Below are 22322 nucleotides of genomic sequence, written 5' to 3'. Positions count from 1 at the left end.
GTCATGTTCCTCAGGAATGAAGGGGGTTGGAGATCGTGACGTAGACGGACTGGGTGTCGACGGGGCCGACGAGTTCGTCGAGGCCGTGCAGCCGGGTCAGCAGGTTGGCCTTGCAGCGCAGGACGGGAGAGTCGAGCAGCAGGGCGGGCAGAGGCGTGCGGAGCCGGGCCGGGCCGGTGGCGACATCCGAGAGGAAGCGACGGAAGGCGGCGATCAACAGCCTCTCGTCGGCAAGCCGTTGGGAACCGAACGCGCCGATGAGTCCGAGGACGTTGTTGATGGCGAGGTAGTAGGCGAAGCGTTCGTCGGTGACGTCGTCGGGGACGAAGGTGTCGCTGTGCTCGCCGATGCCGGGCAGCCGGGCGTCGAGGTCGGCGCGGCGGGAGGCGCGGAAGTAGTAGCCCTGGTTGTCGCGGTAGCGGCCGCCGGTGGGCCAGCCGTCCGCGTCCAGCAGGAGCAGGGTGTTCTGCTGGTGGGCCTCCAGGGCGATGCCCGCCTCGCTGTCGAGCCAGAGGACGGGGCGGACGACGTGTTCGAGATAGCGCAGGAACCACTCGGCGGCGACGGCGCCGCGCGGCCGCCCGGTGCGCGCGGCGAGCCCGGTGACGAGTTCGGTGAGCCGGGACCGCATGAGGGGGCGGCCGTCGGCGGAGTGGTGAGGTCGGGGTGAGACGAGTCCCGCGACGCAGCCGGCGTCGTCCGCCGGACCGAAGGGGTTGTGCCGGATCATCACGTCGAGCCCGTGCACGGGACTGCCGTCCGGCCCGTCGACGGCGAGCCAGGCCGGGTCGCGGACGATGTCGAAGCCCGGGTGGACGGCCTGCCACTCCTTGGACAGGCCGCTGCGCAGGAGGCGGTGGACCTCGACTCCCCGATGGAGTTCCTTGCGGAGGTTCTCGCGGCGGGAGTTGGTGATGCGCAGCCCCAGGGAGAGTTTCAGCATCGCGGCAGCGCCGGAGCGGTAGACGGTACGGACGGAGGAGGTGGGGTGCCACGCCTCGCCGAGCGGGCCCAGGTCCAGGAGCAGTCCGGCGTCCAGCAGGGCGGCGGTCTCCGTGCGGTGCTTCAGCTCGCGCATCTGCCAGGGGTGCAGGGGCAGCGCGGCGGCGTATCCGTCGGGGAGCACCAGGTCGGCGCCGGCCAGCCGCAGGGTCAACTGCGCGGCGGACACGGGCCGGCCGCGTTCCGTCCACGCGGAGTCGGTCGCGAGCAGGGAGGGGGCGACGGCCATCCAGTGCAGCGGGAAGGCCCCGCGCAACTCGGGCGAGTAGAGGGCGCCTTCTGCGTCGGAGAGCCCTTCGCGGCCCTTCGGGGTCGGGTGCAGCGGGTGGCCGAGGAGGAGTGCCTGTTCGGCGGCCAGGAAGCGGTCGCCCGTGTCGGCGGGGTGTTCCCGCCGGTCTTCGATGAACACGGCGGTGCGCCGGACGGAGTCGGCGACGCGTCCCACGAGGTCGGCACCCTCACCGGCCGGGCTGTCCTGCGTACGGCCCGCGCGGCGGTCCGGCGCCGCCAGGGGCTGATCGGTACGGGGCGACGCGACGAGCGAGAGCGAGACGGTGGACAGCTCGTCGGAGAGTGCCTCGTCAGCGGTGTCCTCGCCGACGTCGACGGCCCCGGCGGGCGCGGGTCGGCCGCCGTCGGCGGCCCGGTCGGCCGCGGTCGGCGCGCCGGAGGCGACCGCCTCTCGTGCGAGGAGTGCGGCCACGGTCACCGCGTCCGCGGGAGGTGCGCCTTCGGGAGCGTAGGCGAGGTGCGGGAGGCCGAAGCGGTGCCAGCCGGTGGCGGACCAGTAGTGGACGGGGACCAGCAGGATCGCGCCGCTGGCGGGGAGCGGGATGCGGAGGGTGCCGTGGTCCGGGGCGGCCAGGTCGTTCTCCCGTACCCAGCAGCGCAGCAGGTTCTCGACTGCCGCGGCCTGGGCGGCAGTTCGGGTGTCGGGTTGCTCCAGCGGGTCGGCGGTGCACCCGCGCAGCCACTCGGACTCCCGGCGGCCGGCCTTCTGCCGGGGAACCGATTCCGCCACGGAGCGTCGCAGGGGCGGTTCCCCTGCTGCTCCCTCGTGTGCGAGGGGGCGGTGGTCGGGTACGGGGGTGGTGTTCACGGGTATTCCTTGGAGGTCGTTCGGGTGGGCGCGGCGACACACCGGAGTGCTGGGGGATGCGTCGGGCTCGGGACGGCTACGGACCGTCACCGGGGACGGTCGGCGCCCCGCGTCCCGTCCCGTCCGGGACGCCGGTCCTCGCGGGCCACCGCCCGCACCGCGTCCGCGAGCCGGTCGAGGACGGCGGTCGTCTGTTCGTCGCTGATCGTCAGTGGGGGGAGCAGGCGGACGACGCTCGACCGGCGGCCGCCAAGCTCCACGATCAGGCCCCGGTGCAGGCATTCCCGCTGGACGGCTGCGGCCAGTTCGGGAGCGGCCGGCCGGGGACCGCCGGGCGCGGGGGCCACGGGTGCTTCCGGGTCCACGCATTCGAGGCCGATCATCAGGCCTCTGCCGCGCACGTCCCCGATGATGGGGAACTCCGCTGCCAGCGAGCTGAGTTCGGTCAGCATGCGGGCTCCGACGGTGGCCGCGCGCTGGGCCAGGCCGTTCTCACGGACGTACGCGAGGGTGGCCGTGCCGGCGGCCATGGCGAGCTGGTTGCCGCGGAACGTGCCCGCGTGGGCGCCGGGTTCCCACACGTCGAGGTCGTCGCGGTAGACGACGACGGCCAGCGGCAGGCTGCCTCCGATGGCCTTGGACAGGACCATCACGTCGGGGGTGATCCCGCTGTGCTCGACGGCCCAGAAGGCGCCGGTCCGGCCCACTCCGGTCTGGACCTCGTCCGCGATGAGCGGGATGGACCGCGCCGCCGTGATCTCCCGCATCCGCCGCGTCCAGGTGTCGGGCGCCGGCATCACGCCGCCTTCCCCCTGGACGGGTTCGAGGATCATCCCCGCGGGGAGGGGCACCCCCGACTTGGTGTCGTCGAGAAGCGACTCCGTCCACCGCGCGCCGAGTTCGGCGCCGCGCTCGCCACCGACGCCGAACGGGCAGCGGTAGTCCTGCGGGTAGGGCAGGCGCGCGACCCGGACGTCGGTCGCGCCCCCGGAGGCTTCGAGCGCCCCCGCGGTCATGCCGTGGTACGCGCCGGTGAACGCGAGGAGGCCGGTGCGCCCGGTGGCGGCGCGCACGAGCTTGAACGCGGCCTCCACGGCGTCCGTGCCGGCCGGGCCGCAGAACTGGATGCGCGCCCGCTCCGCGAACCGCGGGGGCAGCGTGCGGAACAGCTCGGTGGTGAAGGCGTCCTTGACCGGGGTCGCGAGGTCGAGGACGTGCAGCGGCGCACCCGAGTCCAGGACCTTCCTGATCGCCTCCAGGACGACGGGGTGGTTGTGCCCGAGGGCCAGCGTCCCGGCGCCGGAGAGGCAGTCGAGGTAGCGGCGGCCGTCGGCGCCCTCGATGGTCAGGCCGCGCGCCCGCACCGGAACGATCGGCAGGGCGCGCGCATAGGTGCGGGCCGCGGACTCGCGCGCCGACTGGCGTCGCAGGATCCCCTCGTGCGCCGCGCGCGCTCCCTCGGTCGCTGCGGAAGCGCCGTCGCGCGCTTCTTCGGCTTCACCAGGGGCCTCCGACGGCACCACCGCTGATTCGGTCACGGCCACGACTTCAGGTCCTCCCGCTGTCCAGAGGCGAGTTGGCGAGGGGTTCTGAACGCAGGCCTCAGGCCCCCCGTACGTATCAACGACGCCAGGGGCGTTGGGAAGCGGGTGGATCGAAGATCCTTGCCGTGACGGAACCGTTGCCGTTCCGTCGGATGTCCCCCACAGCGAGCGCATAGTGTGTGGTGCCGTTCAGCGATACCGAACGATCGCCGGTCACGGCCGGCCGATCGGCACCAACCGGTCCCGTGCGTCCCGCACGTCCCGTACCAACGGGTTCCGGACCGACGGATCCTGACCAGTTCACAGACGCCCAGGGGGAGTTGCACCATGCGATCCATACGCCCGCCCTTCGCCGCACGCCGAGGGAGGGGCGCGCGCCGCGGAACGTCCCCCGTTCTGGCCGCGGTCGGCCTCACCGCGGCGCTGGCGCTGACCGCCACCGCCTGCAACTCGGGCGACGACAACGCCGACGCCAAGTCCAGCGCCTCCGCGTCCGCGAGCAGCGACGGGAAGATCAAGATCCCCGACGACCTCAAGGACAAGCTCAAGGAGCACGGCTTCGACGTCGACAAGTGGAAGGACGGCGCCTGGAAGAACTGGGACCGGGACGACTGGCTGCGCGAGGCCGACGACTTCATCAACCCGATCATCAAGGGCCTGTGGGACCCCGAGCGGATGCGCGGGGCCGACGACCCGGACCAGAACAAGGGCGTCGACGACGCGGACCTCACCGGTGACCAGGGCGTCACCGACCCGGAGCCGGCTCCGGTCACGGCGCGCGCCGTGAAACCGGCGTACCACGCCGGGGTGCCCGAGGCGGGCAAGGTGTTCTTCGACTCGCCCGAGGGCACGATGGTCTGCTCGGCGACGGTGGTCGAGGACCCGGCTCACCCGGGCAAGTCCAACCTCGTCTGGACGGCGGGCCATTGCGTGCACGCGGGCAAGAAGGGCGGCTGGTACCGCAACATCGCCTTCGTGCCCTCGTACAACGACGCCGGCAAGACCGCCGCGCAGCTGCAGAACGCGCCGCGCGAGGAGGTCGCCCCCTACGGGGTGTGGTGGAGCGACTGGGCGCAGACCTCGGACCAGTGGATCGAGCAGGGCGGCTCGACCGGCGGGCAGGGAGCCTCGTACGACTACGCCGTGCTGCATGTGACACCGGAGAAGGGCAGTGACGGCAAGTCACTGGAGGAGAAGGTGGGTTCGGCCCTGCCGGTGAACTTCAACGCACCCGCCGTGACGAAGGTGTCGAGCATCACGGCGACGGGCTACCCGGCCGCGCCGCCGTTCGAGGGCCAGCAGATGTTCCAGTGCACGGACAAGCCGGGACGGCTGTCGGTCGCGCAGGCGGACCCGACGATGTACCGCATCGGCTGCACCATGACCGGCGGTTCCTCGGGCGGCGGCTGGGTGGCCGCGGGCTCGGACGGCAAGCCGGCCCTGGTCTCCAACACCTCGATCGGCCCGGTCAAGTCCGGCTGGCTGGCGGGCCCGCGGCTGGGCCCGGTGGCCAAGGGCGTGTACGACTCGGTGAGCGGGAAGTTCGCCGGGCAGTGACGGCGGGCGACGTGACACGTCGCCTTTCAACACGGTGGGCCGGTGCGGAAGAACGTTCACCGGCCCACCGCCGTTCGTCCCCAACTGCCCATGCATAGTGGGGTGTCACGTCCGGGCGGGTCCCATGAGGGGCCGCCCCGGCGCACGACGGACACAGGGCACAGAGCTTCAACGGGGGTTACCGCAGCATGCGTTCTTCAAGACGGCGTCGTACGGTCCTCGCCGCCACCGGCCTGGTGGCCGCGCTGGCGCTCACCGCGACCGCCTGCGAATCCGGCGACGACAGGGCGAGCGGCGGGTCCACCGTGTCCGCCTCGCCGGGTTCCGCGAGCGGCGACGACAAGATCAAGGTCCCGGACGACATCAGGGACAAGCTCAAGCAGCACGGCATCGATGTCGACCAGTGGAAGCACGGCGCCTGGAAGAACTGGGACCGGGACAAGTGGCTCGGTGAGGCCGAGGACTTCGTCAACCCGGTGATCGACGGCCTGTGGAAGCCGGAGCGGATGACGTCCGCCGAGGATCCCGACAAGACGATCTCCGCGAAGGACGCGACGGCGGACCAAGGCGTCAGCGACCCGGAGCCCGATCCGGTGCGGGCGCAGGCGGAGAAGACCCCGTACCACGAGCACGCGGCGCCCGTCGGCAAGGTCTTCTTCGACTCCCCCAAGGGCTCGATGGTCTGCTCGGGCACGGTCGTCAAGGACGTGAACCACCCGGGGAAGTCCAACCTCGTGTGGACCGCGGGCCACTGTGTGCACGCGGGCGGGGACGGCGGCTGGTACCGCAACATCGCCTTCGTGCCGTCGTACAACGACCAGGGGAAGTCCGAGGCCCAGCTCGGCACCGCGACGGCCTCGGAGGTCGCGCCCTACGGCCAGTGGTGGGCGGACTGGGCCTCGACGTCCCAGGAGTGGATCTCGGGCGGCGACGAGACGGGCGGAGCGGGCGCGCCGTACGACTACGCCCTGCTGCACGTGAAGCCGGAGCAGGGCGGCAAGTCCCTGGAGGAGACGGTCGGCAACGCGCTGGCCGTGGACTTCTCCGCGCCGTCCACGCGGGAGGTCGGCGCGATGGGCGCCTGGGGCTACCCGGCCGCGCCGCCGTACAACGGCCTGAAGATGTTCAAGTGCGTCGACAGGCCGGGGCGCCTCTCGCTGGACCCGGCCCTGCCGACGATGTACCGCATCGGCTGCACCATGACCGGTGGCTCGTCCGGCGGCGGCTGGTTCCGCGTCGTCGACGGCAGGACCGAGCTCGTGTCGAACACGTCGATCGGCCCGGCCGGCAACACCTGGCTCGCGGGCCCGCGGCTGGGGCGCGGCGCGCGAGCGCTGTACGAGCAGATGAGCAAGGAGTACGGCGGCCGGTAGCCGCGAGCACGTCGACCGGAGCCGCTCCACGACGAAGTCCCGCCCCCTCGTGGAGGGGGCGGGACTTCGTCGTGCACGACGCGGATGTCTAGCGGAGCGCGGGCTCCGCGACGTACGGAGCGAGGTCCGCGGCCAGTTCCTCGTGCACCCGCAGCTTGAGCAGGGTGCCCTCCGCGGTGTGCTCCTCGGAGATCACCTCGCCCTCGGTGTGCGCACGCGCGACCAACTGGCCCTGCGTGTACGGCACGAGCGCCTCGATCTCGACCGAGGGGCGGGGCAGCTCGTTGTCGATCAGGGCGAGCAGTTCGGCGATGCCCTGGCCGGTACGGGCCGAGACGGCGATGGAGCGCTTCTCGATCCGCAGCAGCCGCTGGAGCACCAACGGGTCCGCCGCGTCCGCCTTGTTGATCACGACGATCTCGGGCACCTTCGTCGCGCCGACGTCCCGGACGACCTCGCGCACGGCGGCCAGCTGCTCCTCCGGGTCGGGGTGCGATCCGTCCACCACGTGCAGAATCAGGTCGGAGTCGCCGACCTCCTCCATCGTGGAGCGGAACGCCTCGACCAGGTGGTGCGGCAGGTGCCGGACGAAACCGACCGTATCGACCAGCGTGTACAGCCGGCCGCTCGGGGTCTCGGCCCGGCGCACGGTCGGGTCGAGGGTCGCGAACAGCGCGTTCTCGACGAGGACGCCCGCGCCCGTGAGGCGGTTGAGCAGGGACGACTTGCCGGCGTTGGTGTAACCGGCGATCGCGACCGAGGGCACCTTGTGGCGACGGCGCTCCTGGCGCTTGATGTCGCGGCCCGTCTTCATGTCCGCGATCTCCCGGCGCATCTTCGCCATCTTCTCGCGGATACGACGCCGGTCCGTCTCGATCTTGGTCTCACCGGGACCACGGGTGGCGAGACCGCCGCCCGAGCCGCCGCCCATCTGACGGGACAGCGACTGACCCCAGCCGCGGAGCCTCGGCAGCATGTACTGCATCTGCGCGAGCGCGACCTGCGCCTTGCCCTCTCGGGACTTGGCGTGCTGGGCGAAGATGTCGAGGATCAGGGCCGTACGGTCGATGACCTTGACCTTGACGACGTCTTCGAGGTGGATCAGCTGGCCCGGGCTCAGCTCACCGTCGCAGATCACCGTGTCCGCGCCGGTCTCGATGACGATGTCCCGGAGTTCGTTGGCCTTGCCGGAACCGATGTACGTGGCCGCGTCGGGCTTGTCGCGGCGCTGGACGACGCCGTCGAGCACGAGCGCTCCCGCGGTCTCCGCGAGGGCGGCCAGCTCTGCCAGCGAGTTGTCCGCGTCCCGAACGGTCCCCGTGGTCCAGACACCGACGAGGACGACGCGCTCCAGACGGAGCTGTCGGTACTCGACCTCGGTGACGTCCTCGAGCTCGGTGGAGAGGCCCGCCACGCGGCGCAGGGCCGCGCGCTCGGAGCGGTCGAGCTGGTCGCCGTCCCGGTCTCCGTCGATCTCTTGGCTCCAGGCGACGTCCTCTTCCATCAGGGCATCGGCCCGAAGACCTTCGGGGTAGTTCTGCGCGGGGCTCTGCGCGTCCTGGGAAGGGGAAGAAGAGGAGGTCATTGGATCCTTACGTAGAGGGGAGAGCGGAAGGCCGACAGATGTCGTCCGTCACAGGGAACAACGCCCGGGGCCGCCGGGAGATTCCCGTTCACCGCCGGGTCGCCCCCGGTGAGGGGGCTGCTCCGTCGGCTCGAAGATGGTCGCACGGTACGGGCCGTCTCGTCACGCGCTTAACGGGCACCGCCGCGCACCTGCGGACATGCCCACTCGGGGTGCTCCGACGCGCTCCTCGACCGGCGCCGGCCACGCGCCGTCGCCGCGCCACCACACCCCGTCGTGCCGGTGCCACCGGTCCGCGGCGCGGCGGCCGGACCCGTTCCGTGGCCGCACGCGCGCGCGGTCCCCGCTGTCTCACGCACCCTTGCGGGCCTGCGGGGCGTCGCTCTTCCAGTCGGGGTGACCCGGCATCGGGGGTGTCTTCTCGCCGGAGAGCCACGCCTTGAAGAAGCCGCTCAGGTCGCGGCCCGCCATGGCGGACGCCAGGTCCACGAAGTCGGCCGTGGAGGCGACCCCGTCGTGGTTGACCGTGACCCAGGTCCGCTCCAGGCGCTCGAAGGCCGGGCGGCCGATCTCCTGGCGCAGCGCGTACAGAGCGAGGGCCGCGCCGTCGTAGACGTTCGGCCGGAAGATGCTGATCTTGTGGCCGGGCTTCGGTCCCTTGGGCGCCGCGGGCGGCCCGCCGGCGGCGCGCCACGCGTCGGACATGCCGTAGGCCGCCTTCATCCGCTTCTCCATGGGCCGGTTCGCCTTCTCCTCGGCGTACAGGGCCTCGTACCAGGTGGCGTGTCCCTCGTTCAGCCACAGGTCGGACCAGGTGCGGGGGCTGACGCTGTCGCCGAACCACTGGTGGGACAGCTCGTGCACCATGATCGACTCGACGTACCACTTCGGGTAGGCGGGCTCGGTGAAGAGGTCCTTCTCGAACAGGGAGAGCGTCTGTGTCTCCAGTTCGAAGCCGGTCTGCGCCTGGGCCATCAGCAGGCCGTACGTCTCGAAGGGGTACCGCCCGACCTTGCTCTCCATCCAGGCGATCTGGTCGGGGGTCTTGGCGAGCCACGGTTCGAGCGCGGCGCGGTCCTGGGTGGGGACGACGTCGCGGACGGGCAGGCCGTGCGGTCCGGTGCGGTGCAGCACGCTGGAGCGGCCGATGGAGACCTGGGCCAGCTCGGTGGCCATGGGGTGTTCGGTGCGGTACGACCAGGTGGTGGCCCCGCGGGCCCGGTCGGTGCCCGCCGGCAGACCGTTGGCCACCGCCGTGTAGCCCTCGGGGGCCGTGACGTGGAAGGTGAACATCGCCTTGTCGGAGGGATGGTCGTTGCACGGGAAGACCAGGTGCGCGGCGTCGGCCTGGTTGGCCATCGCGAGGCCGTCCTTCGTGCGGACCCAGCCGCCGTCCTGGTCCTTGGCGGGGACCGGGTCGCTGGTGTGGCGCACGGTGATGTGCAGCGGACTCCCGGCGGGCACCGTCCTGGCCGGGGTCACCACCAGGTCGTCGCCCGCGCTCGCGAAGTCGGCGGGCGAACCGTTGACCTCGACCGACCGCACGGTTCCGTGGGCGTAGTCGAGGTTGACGCGGTCCAGTCGGGCGGTCGTGAGGGCGTCGATGGTGGTGACGGCCGTGAGCGGCTTGTCGTTGGCGCCGGAGTAGGTGAAGGCGAGGTCGTACGACTCGACGTCGTAGCCGGGGTTGCCGAGGGTGGGGAAGAGCCGGTCGCCGATGCCGAGGGCCGTGCCCGGGGAGGGGGCGCTCGCGGCGATCAGGCAGACGGAGACGGCCGAGGCGAGCAGGGCCGCCTGGACGCGGCGGCTCCTCGGGCGGCTGGGAACGGGGGCAGGGGCGGGGGCGGCTTCGAGCGGCATGGACCACCGCTACCAGCGCGCGCCGGGGCGATGGTGGCGACGCGCGACCGGCCCACCCGAACGTGTCCCTCCGGAGGCTCATCGGGCGAGCGCGGCCGTCGGGGGCCGGGGGGCTACTGGGCGGCCGCCGGATGCTGGGCCCGGCTCACGTCGAACACTCCGGGCACGTTGCGCATGGCGCGCATCAGGCCCTGGAGGCGTGCCGCGTCCGGGAGTTGGAGGGTGTAGGTGTGGCGTACGCGCTGCTGGCTGGGGGGTTCGACGGTCGCCGACACGATGGCGACGCCTTCCCCGGCGATGGCCTCGGTGAGGTCGGCCAGCAGGTGCGGCCGACCGAAGGACTCCGCGACCAGCGTGACGCGGCACTCGGTGGTGGCGCCCCAGCGCACACCGACCTCCGGGCGCCCGTCGCCCTTCATCCGTGCCGCTCCGGGACACTCCACGCGGTGCACGGTCACCACTCCCCCGCGCACGGCGAAGCCGGTGACCTCGTCGGGCGGTACGGGCGTACAGCAGCCGGCCATGCGTACGGAGGCGCCCGGCTGGTCCACGAGGGCGTTGGCGGGGCGGGTGACGTGTGCGGCCGTGGGACGCGTCGGCGGGGTCTCGGCGGGCGGCCTGGGGCCCGTGGCGGCGGCCTCCTCGGCGCCGGGTGCGGGGTGGGTGGCCATCCAGCGCTGGATGGCGATCCGGGCGGCGGCCGTGTGCGCGTGCTCCAGCCACTCCCTGGAGGGCTCGGAGGCGGGGTCCTGGCCCATGAGGAGCTGAACGGTGTCGCCGTCCTTGAGGACCGTACTCAGCGTCGCCAGGCGGCCGTTGACGCGGGCGCCGATGCAGGCGTGCGCGTCTTCCCCGTACTGCGCGTACGCGGCGTCGACGCAACTTGCCCCCTCCGGAAGGCCCAGTGAGCCGCCGTCGGCACGGAACACGGTGATCTCGCGGTCCTGGGCCAGGTCTTCGCGCAGCGTCGACCAGAAGGTGTCGGGGTCGGGGGCGCCCTGCTGCCAGTCAAGGAGGCGGGAGAGCCAGCCGGGGCGGGTGGGGTCGGCGCGCTCGCCCTCGAAGGGTCGGTCGCCGCCTCCGTCGGGCTGGTCCTCGGACGGGACGGCGTAGGGGTTGCCGAGCGCGATGACGCCGGCTTCGGCGACCTTGTGCATCTGGTGGGTGCGGATGAGGACTTCGGCGACCTGGCCGTCGCCCCGGGTGACCGCCGTGTGGAGCGACTGGTACAGGTTGAACTTGGGGACGGCGATGAAGTCCTTGAACTCCGAGACCACCGGGGTGAGACAGGTGTGGAGTTCGCCGAGCACGCCGTAGCAGTCGGCGTCCTCGTTCACGAGGACGAGGAGCCGGCCGAAGTCGGCGCCGCGCATCGGACCGCGCTTGCGCGACACGCGGTGCACGGAGACGAAGTGCCGTGGCCTTATGAGGACTTCGGCCTGGATGCCGGCGTCGCGCAGGACCACCCGCACCTCCTCGGCGATCTCCGCGAGCGGGTCGTCGGCGCGGCTCGCGTTGTCGACGATCAGCTCCCGGGTGTGCTCGTACTCCTCGGGGTGCAGGATCGCGAAGACGAGGTCTTCCAGTTCGGTCTTGAGCGCCTGGACGCCGAGACGCTCGGCGAGGGGGATCAGCACGTCGCGGGTCACCTTGGCGATGCGCGCCTGTTTCTCCGGGCGCATCACGCCGAGGGTCCGCATGTTGTGCAGCCGGTCGGCGAGTTTGATCGACATCACGCGGACGTCGTTGCCGGTCGCGACCAGCATCTTGCGGAAGGTCTCCGGTTCGGCGGCGGCGCCGTAGTCGACCTTCTCCAGCTTGGTGACGCCGTCGACCAGGTAGCAGACCTCGTCGCCGAACTCCTCGCGGACCTGATCCAGCGTCACTTCCGTGTCCTCGACGGTGTCGTGGAGCAGGGAGGCCGTCAGCGTCGTGGTCTCGGCGCCGAGTTCGGCGAGGATGAGGGTCACGGCGAGCGGGTGCGTGATGTAGGGTTCGCCGCTCTTGCGCATCTGACCGCGGTGCGAGGACTCCGCGAGCACCCACGCCCGGCGCAGGGGTTCCAGTTTGGCGTCGGGATGGTGGGCGCGGTGGGCCTCCGCCACATGCCCGATCGCGTCCGGCAGCCGGTCGCGCGCGGTGGGTCCCAGCAGCGCGGCCCGGCCCAGTCGCCGCAGGTCGATGCGCGGACGCCCCTTCCTGCGGTGCGCCGGGGCCACTCCGGGTTCGAGCGGGGCCGTGCGCTGCGGGGCGGGCGTTGCGGGGCCTGGCGTCGCGGGATTCGTCGCCTCCGCACTCATGGGCACCTCCGGCTGCGTAAGACCGGCGGACGGGTGCCCCAGGGCGTACTCGGCTCAGGGGATGGTGTCGGTCCCCCGTCCGGGCCGGTGCTTGATGCTACCGAGCCCACCACGCCCGGTTGACCGCCTCTCGCCGAGCGTGAAACGGATCACCCATTCGAGCGACTGTCCGGGGGTTTACAGTTTCGAACTTCTGGAAGGGGCGGCACGGACGTACGGCAGGAAGCGGTGCGGAGGCACTCCCGCGTGTCCAACGGGACCGCGCGGCACCCGGCCGGCCCTCGGGTCGTTCAGCTCAGGGCGCCGGCCGGCCAGTCCGCGTCGATCTCGCCCTCGGCGACGATCACCGCGGGGCCCGTCATCTCGATCTCGCCGTCGGCCCGCTCGGTGATGACCAGGCGTCCGCCGGGCACGTCGACGGTGTAGGTCGCCGGGGTACCGGTCACGGCCGGGTCGGCGCCGTCACGGCGGGCGGCGGCGACAGCGACGGCACACGCGCCGGTGCCGCACGAGCGGGTCTCGCCGGAGCCGCGCTCGTGGACCCGCAGGGCGACGTGGCGCGGCCCGCGGTCGACCACGAACTCGACGTTGACCCCGTCCGGGTACACCGAGGCCGGGGTGAACGGCGGCGGCGTGTAGAGGTCGCCGGCGTCCGCGAGGTCGTCCACGAAGGCGACGGCGTGCGGGTTGCCCATGTTCACGTTGCGCGCGGGCCAGCTGCGCTCTCCGACGGCGACCGTGACCTGTGCTTCGGGGAGGAGGGCCTTGCCCATGCCGACGGTGACGTCACCGTTCTTGGCGAGGTGCACGGTCTTGACGCCACCGCGCGTGGCGACCGTGAGGTCGCCCTCGGCCACGTGTCCGGCGCGCTGGAGGTAGCGGGCGAACACCCGCACTCCGTTGCCGCACATCTCGGCGACCGAGCCGTCGCCGTTGCGGTAGTCCATGAACCACTCCGCGTCGGCGGCCATCGCCCGGGCCTCCGGGTGGGCCGCGGAGCGCACGACGTGCAGCAGACCGTCGCCGCCGATGCCCGCACGGCGGTCGCACAGGGCGGCGACAGCGGCCGGAGGGAGGTCGATGGCGTTCTCCGGGTCGGGGACGATCACGAAGTCGTTCTCGGTCCCGTGTCCCTTGAGGAAGGCGATCCGCGTGCTCATCCCTCGATCGTACGGGGTCGGATCCGGGCGTCGCGGTCCGGCGCCCGGGTCAGCGCAGTCGCGCCACGCGCCACACGGCGAGCACCGCCACCGCGGCGACGGCCACGACGTAGGCGATCACCACGCGCCAGTCCGGGCGGTGGCCGGAGCCGCGCGCGGGGAAGCCGGGCAGGGCGTAGCCGACGCGGCGGGCGGCCATCATGCCCCAGCCGGCGGCGCACGAGCAGATCAGCAGGCCGAGCATGGCGACCACGGCACCGCCGTCACCGAACTCGAAGGCCAGCGGGAAGGCGAACATCAGGGAGCCGGTGGCGGCCAGCGCCACGATGGGCGCGAGCTGCCAGATGCGCAGCCGGCGCTGCGGGCGCAGCTCGACCTCGACCTCGGGCTCGGGGGACATCGCGCCGGGCTCGGGCCCGTCGGCGATCACCCCGGCCGGGATGTCGTCGGGTCCGTCCGAGCTGAGGGGTTCCCCGCCCAGCTCGGGCTCGACGCCGCGATCGGCGTCCGGGTCGATGCTCAGACCGTCTCCGTCCGGAAGGGCACCGTGCTCAGTGCCTCGTGCAGTGTCGCGAGGGCCGGCCTCCATCGCCACGCGCCCTCCCAACTCGGACTTCACTGGTCGATCGAAGCTCGATGATGGCACGCCGCCGGAGGCCCCGATGACGGCCGGAGCGTCCCGATGCCATGACGTGATCAGGCTGTGACCGGTCGTTCGACCAACGCCAGTGCGAGCTCGGGAAGTTCTGTGAGATCCGCCGCAGCCCCACTGAGCCAATGCACCCGGGGGTCGCGCCGGAACCATGAATCCTGACGGCGCGCGAAGCGCTTGGTGGCACGGACGGTCTCCGCGCGCGCCTCGTCCTCGGTGCACTCCCCGGCGAGCGCCGTGAGCACCTGCTGGTATCCGAGCGCGCGTGCCGCCGTGCGCCCCTCGCGCAGGCCGTGCGCCTCCAGGGTGCGCACCTCGTCGACGAGCCCGGCGTCCCACATGCGGTCGACCCGGCGGGCGATGCGCTCGTCCAGCTCGGGGCGCGCCACGTCGACGCCGATCTGCACGGTGTCGTACACGGAGTCGTGGCCGGGGAGGTTGGCGGTGAAGGGCTTGCCGGTGATCTCGATGACTTCGAGGGCGCGGACGATACGGCGGCCGTTGCTGGGCAGGATCGCGTGCGCGGCCTCGGGGTCCGCCATGGCGAGCCGGGCGTGCAGGGCGCCGGAGCCGCGCAGGGTCAGCTCCTCCTCCAGGCGGGCGCGCACCTCGGGGTCGGTGCCGGGGAACTCCAGGTTGTCGACGGCCCCGCGCACGTACAGTCCGGAGCCGCCCACCAGGACCGGCCAGCGGCCCTCGGCGAGCAGGGCGTCGATACGGGCGCGGGCGAGGCGCTGGTACTCGGCGACGCTGGCCGTGACGGTCACGTCCCAGATGTCGAGCAGATGGTGCGGAACTCCGCCGCGTTCCTCGGCCGTCAGCTTGGCGGTGCCGATGTCCATCCCTCGGTACAACTGCATGGAGTCGGCGTTGACGACCTCGCCGCCGAGGCTCTTGGCGAGGAAAACGCCCAGATCGGACTTTCCTGCCGCGGTCGGTCCGACGACGGCGATGACCCGGGGGGCGGGGGGTGCGCTGCTCACGGTCCCAGTCTCGCAAACCCCGGGGCCTCTCCCCTAACGAGCTACGTGACGGGCCCGGTCCGGGTTCGTTGCCTGTTGCGAGGTTCCACCCGCCGGCGTCGAGAGCCGGTGACCCGGGCGACGCAATCGGACGCACCGGGCAACGCGGAATTTCGCCCTCACGAGTAACGTATGGAGCGGATATGGGCGTATTTGCACGGCTTCTCCGGAGGTCGAAGGCGACGGAGGAGGCGTCAACCGCCGAGGCGCAGGCCCCCGCAGGGCCGGTCGGCGCCGAGGCGAAGGTGGCGGTGGACGCGGAGGGTTCGTCCGGGAGCGCGGGCGGGGCGACGGCGGGAACCGCCGAGGCCGGCACCGCGGAGGACGTCGACATCCCGAGGCAGCAGACCGCCGACCAGGCCGCCGACAACGAAGCCGGTGAGAGCGCCCGCAGGTAACTGCCCCGCGAGGGAAGGCGAACCATGGGTCTGATGGACAATCTGAAAGCCAAGCTGGAGCCGGCCAAGGACAAGGTCTCGGGGCTCGCGCAGCAGCACGGGCACAAGGTCAACTCCGGCCTGGAGAAGGCCGCCAAGGTCGTGGACGAGAAGACCAAGCACAAGTACAGCGACACGATCCGGACGGGCACCGGCAAGGCGAAGGACGCCATGGACCGCCTCGCGGCGAAGGAGGGCGACGGCCCGGCGACACCGCCGGACATGCCGACGCCGCCTCAGGCACCCTGATCGACGCGCACATCGGCGGACGGCCGCGAAGCCCCGTGCTTCCGGCCGTCCGCCGTTTCCGCGGACGGCTTCGCGACGGCGGATCGGGGATGCCGGCGACGGATCGGGGATGCCGTGATCCCCGGGCGCACCGGCCCTGGTCACCGAGTCACCGAGTCGCCGGGTCGCCGGGTCGCCGGTTTCACTGTTCTCGCCGGAGGTCCGGGCCGGCCCGGACCGTCCGCGTCGACAGGCTGGGAGCGAGGAACGGGGCAACCCGGCCGAGCACGCCGCAGCGGCGTCGCCGGGAGCGAGCACGGCAGTCGCCGCTACCGCATCCCGGGTACGGCGTACGTCACGGAGTCCCCGCCACGGACTCCCGGTCGGGACAACCAGAGCCGCCGGACCGGGTCGACGGGCCCGCCCCGGACCGCCGAAGCCCGGCGCGCCCTCAGGACCAGGCCGCCACGATGTATCCGACTCCGTAGGGCGCGTCGTCGTAGAGCAGGGCGCCGGCCAGACCCGCGCCCTCCGCGGCGCCCGCGAGGACCTGCCAGGGGGCGCGCCCGGCGACCTTCAACTCCTGGGCCAGTTCCGCGTCCAGCGCCTTGAGCGCCTCGACGTCCGCTGTTCCGAGGGCGCGGGCGGCCTCCGCGTCGAAGCCCACCGCGCGTTCGTCGAGATAGCCAGGCGCCTTGAGCGTCCGGCACGCGCTGGCGTCGCCCATCACGAGCAGCGCTACGCGCTCGGCGCGCGCGCCGAGCTGAGCCCCCGTCCGGAGGCACCGCTCGGCTTCCAGAGGCTCGCCCACGCCGACTCCCTCGACGGGGGCGTCGGACCAGCCGGTGCGCTCCAGCAGCCAGGCGGCGACGGCCAGGGAGGCCGGGAGCTGACGGTCCGCGGTGTCGGAGCCCGTGTCGGGCGCGCTCTCTCGGCCGAGGCGGACGGCGAGGTCGACCCCGAAGCCGGCGAAGGAGCCGCGCGTTCCCTCCGGGTGCGGTCCGCGGCCGCTCTGCTCGGCGGGGCCGACGACCACCAGCAGGTCGGGGCGGGACGCGGCGAGCACGCCCAGCGCGTCCGTGCACGCCGCGCGCGCGGCGTCCAGCTCGGATGCCGCGCCGGCGGCGACATCGGGGACGAGCAGCGGGGGGCAGGGGCAGACTGCGGCGGCTACAAGCATGATCCGCAGCGTAACGGTGTCGCCCGGAGGCTGCCCGGGGCCGGACGCGCGGGAACGGGCCCTCAGCCACCCCGGCAACGGCCTGAACACCGAGGCCCCGTGGCGGGGTGCCCCGTCGCCGGGCCCCGTCGGACGCGGCTCAGTCGCAGCCGCAGCCGCTGCCGGCGCCTGCGGCGACCGGCAGGGGCTCGGGGGCACCGATCCTCGGCAGGCCGAGCATGACGCCCGCCGGCTTGGCGGCCGCGGCGGCGTTGCGCTTCTCCCAGGCGTCTCCCGCGCGCGTGCGCCGCACGTCCAGGACGGCGCCCTCGGCGAGGAGATGGTGCGGGGCGGCGTACGTGATCTCGACGGTGACCACGTCACCGGGACGGACCTCCGCCTCGGGCTTGGTGAAGTGGACCAGGCGGTTGTCGGGGGCGCGGCCGGAGAGCCGGTGGGTGGCGCCGTCCTTGCGGCCCTCACCCTCGGCGACCATCAGCTCCAGCGTGCGGCCGACCTGCCGCTTGTTCTCCTCCCAGGAGATCTCCTCCTGGAGGGCGACGAGACGCTCGTAGCGCGCCTGGACGACCTCCTTGGGGATCTGCCCCTCCATGGTGGCCGCCGGGGTGCCGGGGCGCTTGGAGTACTGGAAGGTGAAGGCCTGCGAGAAGCGGGCCGCGCGGACGGCGTGGAGGGTCTGCTCGAAGTCCTCCTCCGTCTCGCCGGGGAAGCCCACGATGATGTCGGTGGTGATCGCCGCGTGCGGGATGGCGGCCCGGACCTTGTCGATGATCCCGAGGAACCGCTCCTGACGGTACGAACGGCGCATGGCCTTCAGGACCGTGTCCGAGCCGGACTGCATCGGCATGTGCAGCTGCGGCATCACGTTCGGCGTCTCGGCCATGGCGGCGATCACGTCGTCGGTGAAGTCGCGCGGGTGCGGCGAGGTGAAGCGGACGCGCTCCAGTCCCTCGATCTCTCCGCAGGCGCGCAGCAGCTTGCTGAAGGCCTCGCGGTCGCCGATGTCGCTGCCGTACGCGTTGACGTTCTGGCCGAGGAGCGTGATCTCGGAGACGCCCTCGCCGACCAGGGCCTCGATCTCGGCGAGGATGTCGCCGGTCCTGCGGTCCTTCTCCTTGCCGCGCAGCGCCGGGACGATGCAGAAGGTGCAGGTGTTGTTGCAGCCGACGGAGATCGACACCCAGGCCGCGTAGGCGCTCTCGCGGCGGGTCGGCAGTGTGGAGGGGAACGCCTCGAGCGACTCGGCGATCTCGACCTGCGCCTCCTCCTGGACGCGGGCGCGCTCCAGCAGGACCGGCAGCTTGCCGATGTTGTGCGTGCCGAAGACGACGTCCACCCAGGGCGCCCGCTTCACGATGGTGTCGCGGTCCTTCTGGGCGAGGCAGCCGCCGACGGCGATCTGCATGCCGGGGCGCTTCGTCTTCATGGGGGCGAGGCGGCCGAGGTTGCCGTAGAGCTTGTTGTCGGCGTTCTCGCGGACGGCGCAGGTGTTGAAGACGACGACGTCCGCGTCGCCGTCCGAGCCCGCGGGGGCCCGCACGTAACCGGCGTCCTCCAGGAGCCCGGAGAGCCGCTCGGAGTCATGGACGTTCATCTGACACCCGTAGGTGCGCACTTCGTACGTCTTGGATTCCTGAACGTCCACTGCCTGACTCCGGTCGCCGCTGCTCATGTGACAAGGGTAGGCGGTTGCCGGAGTGCGTCAGGACGCAGGCGCCCCACGGCCGGGACGCCGCACGGGCCGGCCGGGTCCGGGCCCCCGCGGGCACGGCCGTGGCCAGCCCTCAGGTCCGTGCCGCTCCCGGTCACGCGCAGGCTGTCGCCGTGCCGCGCGGGGTGTCCGGGGTCACGCCGTGATCGTGGCCCGCAGGACGTCCTCCACCGCTACCGTCGGCCGGCCCAGCAGCCGGGCGAGCGCGGGGTCCGCGGGGGCGAACGCGCCCTGGCGGCTCGCGGCGAACTGCCCGACGAGGAGGTCGGCCGCCGACTCGGGGACGCCGTGGCCGACCAGACCGGCCCGGTAGTCCCCGTCGGAGACGACGACCCGGCGGATCGTGCGGCCCGAGATCCGCGAGGCGATCTCCGCGACGCCCGCCATGTCGACGGTCTCCGCGGCGGTCAGCGCCGGCGTGAACCCGTCGAACTCGTCCGTGTCGCCCACGAGGGCGAGCGCCGCCGCCTCGGCGAGGTCGGTGTGGGCGGTCCAGGCGACCGGCCCGTCCTCCGGGGCGAGCAGTTCCCCCGTCTCGACGGCCGCCCCCAGCAGCATCGCGGCGGAGCCGGCGTAGAAGCCGTTGCGCAGGGAGGTGAAGGGCGGCCGGCTCCGGTACGACCCTCACGCTCATCGCCACGCCCGAGGAGCACCGCGACCCCGAACTCTCCCGCACCGCCCGTGAGGCCGTTCTCGCGGCGATCACCACGGACGCGCCGGTCACCGCGGCCGTCACCCTGCGCGCGGTCCTCCCCCGGACCGACGCCCTGACCGCGCCGGAGCGCGGGCTCATGGAGGAGTGGCTGGACCGGATCGCCGCGTCCGCCGACCGACCGCCGACCGCCCGCCGATCCGCTGTCAGACGAGGTCGGTGAACCGTTCCGCGACCGTCTTCGCGGCGGCGCCCAGCAGGATCGTGTAGTGGTTGGAGTCCTCGACCAGTTCGGTGGGCAGGTCCACCGAACCGCCGGTCCAGCGCTCGACCACGGTGGCGGGCAGCATCGGCGGCTCCTGGCCGAGCAGCCCGAGCGGCGCGTGCAGCAGCAGCGCCGGGACGGACAGCCGCTCCAGGTCCGCGGCGAACCGGTCCCCGGAGGCCAGCAGATCGCGCCCGTCCTGTCGTACGGCCTCCTCGCGCGCCGTGGACCGGCGGGCGCCCTCGGGACCCGTGAGGTCGTAGCGGACGTACGTCTCGACGTCGGCGTTCCAGTCCGGGCCGAGCGCCGGGTGCGCGCGGAAGAAGTCGACGTACTCCTGGTCGGTCTCGTACGTCCGGCCGAGCCGCACTATCGCGGGCCCGAGCGTCACGTCGAGGATGCCGTCGAGATCGGCGCCGGGCGGCACCGGCAGGGGCAGCCCTCCGTCGACGAGCAGGAGCCGGTCGAACAGTTCGGGCCGGCGCGCGGCGGCGAGCAGCGCGACGTACGCGCCCATCGAGTGCCCGGTCAGCGCGACCGGGGCGCCCGCACCGAGGCCTTCCGCGAGTCGGCACAGGTCGCCGGCGTGCCGGTCGAGGCCGTACGGACCCGGGGTGTCGGTACTGCCGCCGCGTCCCCGCAGGTCGGGCGCGAACAGGCTCCACTCGTCGGGGAGGTGGCGGGCGAGGGCGCCGAACGCCATGCCGGACGCGGTGATGCCGTGGGCGGCGAGCGCGGTCCGCGGCCCGTCGCCGAACCGCAGGACCCGCAGGGTTCCGCCCTCGACGGGCAGATCGAGTTCGGCCGGCTCGTCCATGCGCTCCTCCTGCTCGTCCCGGCGGCCGGGCGACATCGCCGGCCGGTTCGCTCAGCGACGTCGCAAGGCGCCGCTGAGCGAAGTTAACAAGCGGGCCCGAAGCCGTGGAAGAGGTGCGCGCGCACGTCCGGGCCCGGCGCGAGAGGAGCCGTCGGGACCATCTCGGCGCCGGACGGCCGGAACACCACCGGGCTGAGCCCGGACCCGGGCGGCCGGAGCGCCACAAGCCCGCCCCCGCAACGCCCCTAGGCGTCCGGCGCGCTCCATCCCTGGCGGCGCAGGACCTCCGCGACGTCCGGGGCCCGGTAGTGCTCGCCCTTGAGGACCTTGCCGTCGGCCCGACGGGCGACGTGGCCGTCGGGGCCGATCTTCGTCATGTTGGCCCGGTGGATCTCGGCGACCACCGCGTCGAGGTCGATCCCGTGGACGAGTGCCGTGCCGTACGCCACGTACACGACGTCGGCGAGCTCGTGCGCCAGCCGGTCGAGGGGGCCCTCGGCCGAGACCTCCGCCACTTCCGCGGCCTCCTCGGCCAGCAGCTCCCCGCGGTGCGCGGCCAGCCCCGGCGAGACCTCGGTCGGGACGCTGCGGGCTTCCAGGCCGAACGCCCGGTGGAACTCCCGGACCAGCGAGGCCGGAGAGGGAGGAGCGTCGGGCGAGGGTGCGGCGGCCGGATCGGCAAGGACGGAAGCGCCCTCCGAAGCGTCCGGAGACGCCACCGCGGAAGCTGCTTGAGCTGCGGGACAAGGGTCCTGCGACGGGAAAGACGGCTGCATGGGCCGAGCCTATCGATCCGCCGGACCCCCTCTCCGTCGTCCCGGCCTGGTCAGGACCGCCCTCGGGCTGGCAGGATCGCGCGCATGTTCCAGGCACTCCCCCGTATCGGCAGACGCCGCGCGCTGTTCGGCTCGGCGGCCGTCCTCGCGGTCGTCGGGCTGCTGCTGTGGTGGCTGCTGCCCCTCGGCGAGGAGTCCCCGCGCGGGACGATCACCTTCAGCGCGGGCACCCCGACCGGGGTCTACCAGAAGTACGGCACGCTCCTGCAGGGAGCCATGGCCAAGGACATGCCCGATGTCGACGTCAAGCTGCTGAACAGCGACGGGTCGCAGGAGAACGTCCGGCGCGTGGCCACGGGTGAGGCCGACTTCAGCATCGCGGCGGCCGACGCCGTGGAGACGTACATCCTGCAGAACAAGCCGGGCTCGGGCCGGCTGCGCGGCTGCTCGCGGCTGTACGACGACTACGTGCACCTGGTGGTGCGGCGCTCGTCGTCCATACGGTCGGTGGCGGACCTGAGGGACAGGAAGGTCGCCGTCGGTCCGACCGGTTCCGGGGTACGGCTGATCGCGAACCACGTGCTCCAGGCGGCGGGACTGGACGCCGCCGACGACATCGAGCCCCTCGACAACGGCATCGCGGACATGCCGGAGATGCTCAAGGACCACAAGATCGACGCCTTTTTCTGGTCCGGTGGCCTGCCGACGAGCGCCGTGCTCGGGCTCTCCGAGACCGACGACATCCGTCTGGTGCCGATCGGCAGCGACCTCGTCAAGAAGCTGCACGAGCAGGGCGGTGCCTCGCGCTACTACCGGGCCGCGGTGATGCCCGCCGACGCCTATCCGAAGGCACAGCGCGGCGCGGCCGTGCAGACGCTGGCCGTGGCCAACTTCCTGATCACGCGGGACGACGCGGACGCGAACCTGACCGAGGACCTCACCCGCACGGTGATCGGCAGCCGCGACCGCATCGGCCAGAAGGTGCACGCGGCCCAGCTCGTGGACCTGCGCACCGCGATCTACACGGACCCGCTGCCCCTCCACGAGGGCGCACGGCGCTACTACCGGTCGATCAAGCCGTAGCCGACCGCACGGGACGTAC

18 protein-coding genes are annotated in these 22322 nt (G+C 72.7%); 5 read left to right on the top strand and 13 right to left on the bottom strand.

Annotation, left to right across the window (positions count from 1 at the left end; all coding sequences use genetic code 11):
• Window positions 1-10 precede the first annotated feature (10 nt).
• Both AB0C62_RS22220 and AB0C62_RS22215 read right to left on the bottom strand, forming a co-directional pair.
• Window positions 11-1972, bottom strand: a complete 1962-nt coding sequence (locus AB0C62_RS22220; protein ID WP_362975749.1) for an IucA/IucC family protein — start codon at window positions 1970-1972, stop codon at window positions 11-13.
• A 215-nt stretch (window positions 1973-2187) separates the two neighbouring features.
• Window positions 2188-3534 carry a diaminobutyrate--2-oxoglutarate transaminase family protein gene (locus tag AB0C62_RS22215; RefSeq protein WP_362975747.1) on the bottom strand — a complete coding sequence of 449 codons (1347 nt, stop codon included), beginning with the start codon at window positions 3532-3534 and terminating at the stop codon, window positions 2188-2190.
• Between the two features lie 438 nt (window positions 3535-3972).
• On the opposite strand from AB0C62_RS22215, the gene AB0C62_RS22210 reads away from it, so the two are divergent.
• Window positions 3973-5202, top strand: coding sequence for a hypothetical protein (locus AB0C62_RS22210; RefSeq protein ID WP_362975606.1), 1230 nt, complete (start codon window positions 3973-3975; stop codon window positions 5200-5202).
• A gap of 188 nt (window positions 5203-5390) precedes the next feature.
• Window positions 5391-6575, top strand: a complete 1185-nt coding sequence (locus AB0C62_RS22205; protein WP_362975604.1) for a hypothetical protein — start codon at window positions 5391-5393, stop codon at window positions 6573-6575.
• A gap of 88 nt (window positions 6576-6663) precedes the next feature.
• Here AB0C62_RS22205 and hflX read toward each other — a convergent pair whose 3' ends face one another.
• From hflX to miaA, 6 genes are all read right to left on the bottom strand, one after another.
• Window positions 6664-8160, bottom strand: a complete 1497-nt coding sequence (gene hflX / locus AB0C62_RS22200) for a GTPase HflX (RefSeq protein WP_362975602.1) — start codon at window positions 8158-8160, stop codon at window positions 6664-6666.
• 351 nt (window positions 8161-8511) lie between these two features.
• Window positions 8512-10020 carry a M1 family metallopeptidase gene (locus AB0C62_RS22195; protein WP_362975600.1) on the bottom strand — a complete coding sequence of 503 codons (1509 nt, stop codon included), beginning with the start codon at window positions 10018-10020 and terminating at the stop codon, window positions 8512-8514.
• Between the two features lie 113 nt (window positions 10021-10133).
• Window positions 10134-12320, bottom strand: a complete 2187-nt coding sequence (locus tag AB0C62_RS22190; RefSeq protein ID WP_362975598.1) for an HD domain-containing protein — start codon at window positions 12318-12320, stop codon at window positions 10134-10136.
• Between the two features lie 290 nt (window positions 12321-12610).
• Entirely contained in the window at window positions 12611-13480 is an 870-nt protein-coding gene (gene dapF / locus AB0C62_RS22185) for a diaminopimelate epimerase (RefSeq protein WP_362975596.1), read from the bottom strand.
• 49 nt (window positions 13481-13529) lie between these two features.
• A complete protein-coding gene (locus AB0C62_RS22180; protein WP_362975745.1) occupies window positions 13530-14069 on the bottom strand; it encodes a hypothetical protein in 540 nt (179 codons plus the stop codon).
• Window positions 14070-14176: 107 nt separating this feature from the next.
• The gene (gene miaA, locus AB0C62_RS22175; protein WP_362975594.1) at window positions 14177-15115 is read right to left on the bottom strand and encodes a tRNA (adenosine(37)-N6)-dimethylallyltransferase MiaA; all 939 of its coding nucleotides are present in this window, start codon (window positions 15113-15115) and stop codon (window positions 14177-14179) included.
• 182 nt (window positions 15116-15297) lie between these two features.
• On the opposite strand from miaA, the gene AB0C62_RS22170 reads away from it, so the two are divergent.
• Both AB0C62_RS22170 and AB0C62_RS22165 read left to right on the top strand, forming a co-directional pair.
• On the top strand, window positions 15298-15552 hold the full coding sequence (locus tag AB0C62_RS22170) for a hypothetical protein (RefSeq protein WP_362975592.1): 255 nt from the start codon (window positions 15298-15300) through the stop codon (window positions 15550-15552).
• Window positions 15553-15576: 24 nt separating this feature from the next.
• Entirely contained in the window at window positions 15577-15840 is a 264-nt protein-coding gene (locus tag AB0C62_RS22165; RefSeq protein WP_362975590.1) for an antitoxin, read from the top strand.
• 430 nt (window positions 15841-16270) lie between these two features.
• Here the strand turns inward: AB0C62_RS22165 and AB0C62_RS22160 are convergent, their stop codons facing one another.
• The 5 genes from AB0C62_RS22160 to AB0C62_RS22140 form a co-directional block, all read right to left on the bottom strand.
• Window positions 16271-16999 (bottom strand): class III extradiol dioxygenase subunit B-like domain-containing protein, encoded by a 729-nt coding sequence (locus AB0C62_RS22160; protein ID WP_362975588.1) that lies wholly within the window; start codon window positions 16997-16999, stop codon window positions 16271-16273.
• Between the two features lie 139 nt (window positions 17000-17138).
• Window positions 17139-18671 carry a tRNA (N6-isopentenyl adenosine(37)-C2)-methylthiotransferase MiaB gene (miaB, locus tag AB0C62_RS22155; RefSeq protein ID WP_362975586.1) on the bottom strand — a complete coding sequence of 511 codons (1533 nt, stop codon included), beginning with the start codon at window positions 18669-18671 and terminating at the stop codon, window positions 17139-17141.
• A 174-nt stretch (window positions 18672-18845) separates the two neighbouring features.
• Window positions 18846-19268, bottom strand: coding sequence for a hypothetical protein (locus AB0C62_RS22150; RefSeq protein ID WP_362975584.1), 423 nt, complete (start codon window positions 19266-19268; stop codon window positions 18846-18848).
• A gap of 300 nt (window positions 19269-19568) precedes the next feature.
• On the bottom strand, window positions 19569-20444 hold the full coding sequence (locus AB0C62_RS22145) for an alpha/beta hydrolase (RefSeq protein ID WP_362975582.1): 876 nt from the start codon (window positions 20442-20444) through the stop codon (window positions 19569-19571).
• 245 nt (window positions 20445-20689) lie between these two features.
• Entirely contained in the window at window positions 20690-21073 is a 384-nt protein-coding gene (locus tag AB0C62_RS22140) for a MazG nucleotide pyrophosphohydrolase domain-containing protein (RefSeq protein ID WP_362975743.1), read from the bottom strand.
• Between the two features lie 231 nt (window positions 21074-21304).
• Between AB0C62_RS22140 and AB0C62_RS22135 the strand changes: the two genes are divergently transcribed.
• On the top strand, window positions 21305-22303 hold the full coding sequence (locus AB0C62_RS22135; RefSeq protein WP_362975580.1) for a TAXI family TRAP transporter solute-binding subunit: 999 nt from the start codon (window positions 21305-21307) through the stop codon (window positions 22301-22303).
• Window positions 22304-22322 lie beyond the last annotated feature (19 nt).

It is taken from the genome of Streptomyces sp. NPDC048643 (assembly GCF_040650615.1).
Classification (GTDB): Bacteria; Actinomycetota; Actinomycetes; order Streptomycetales; family Streptomycetaceae; genus Streptomyces.
Note: the sequence above shows the minus strand (reverse complement) of the source record. Positions and strands in the feature narration are given on the sequence as shown.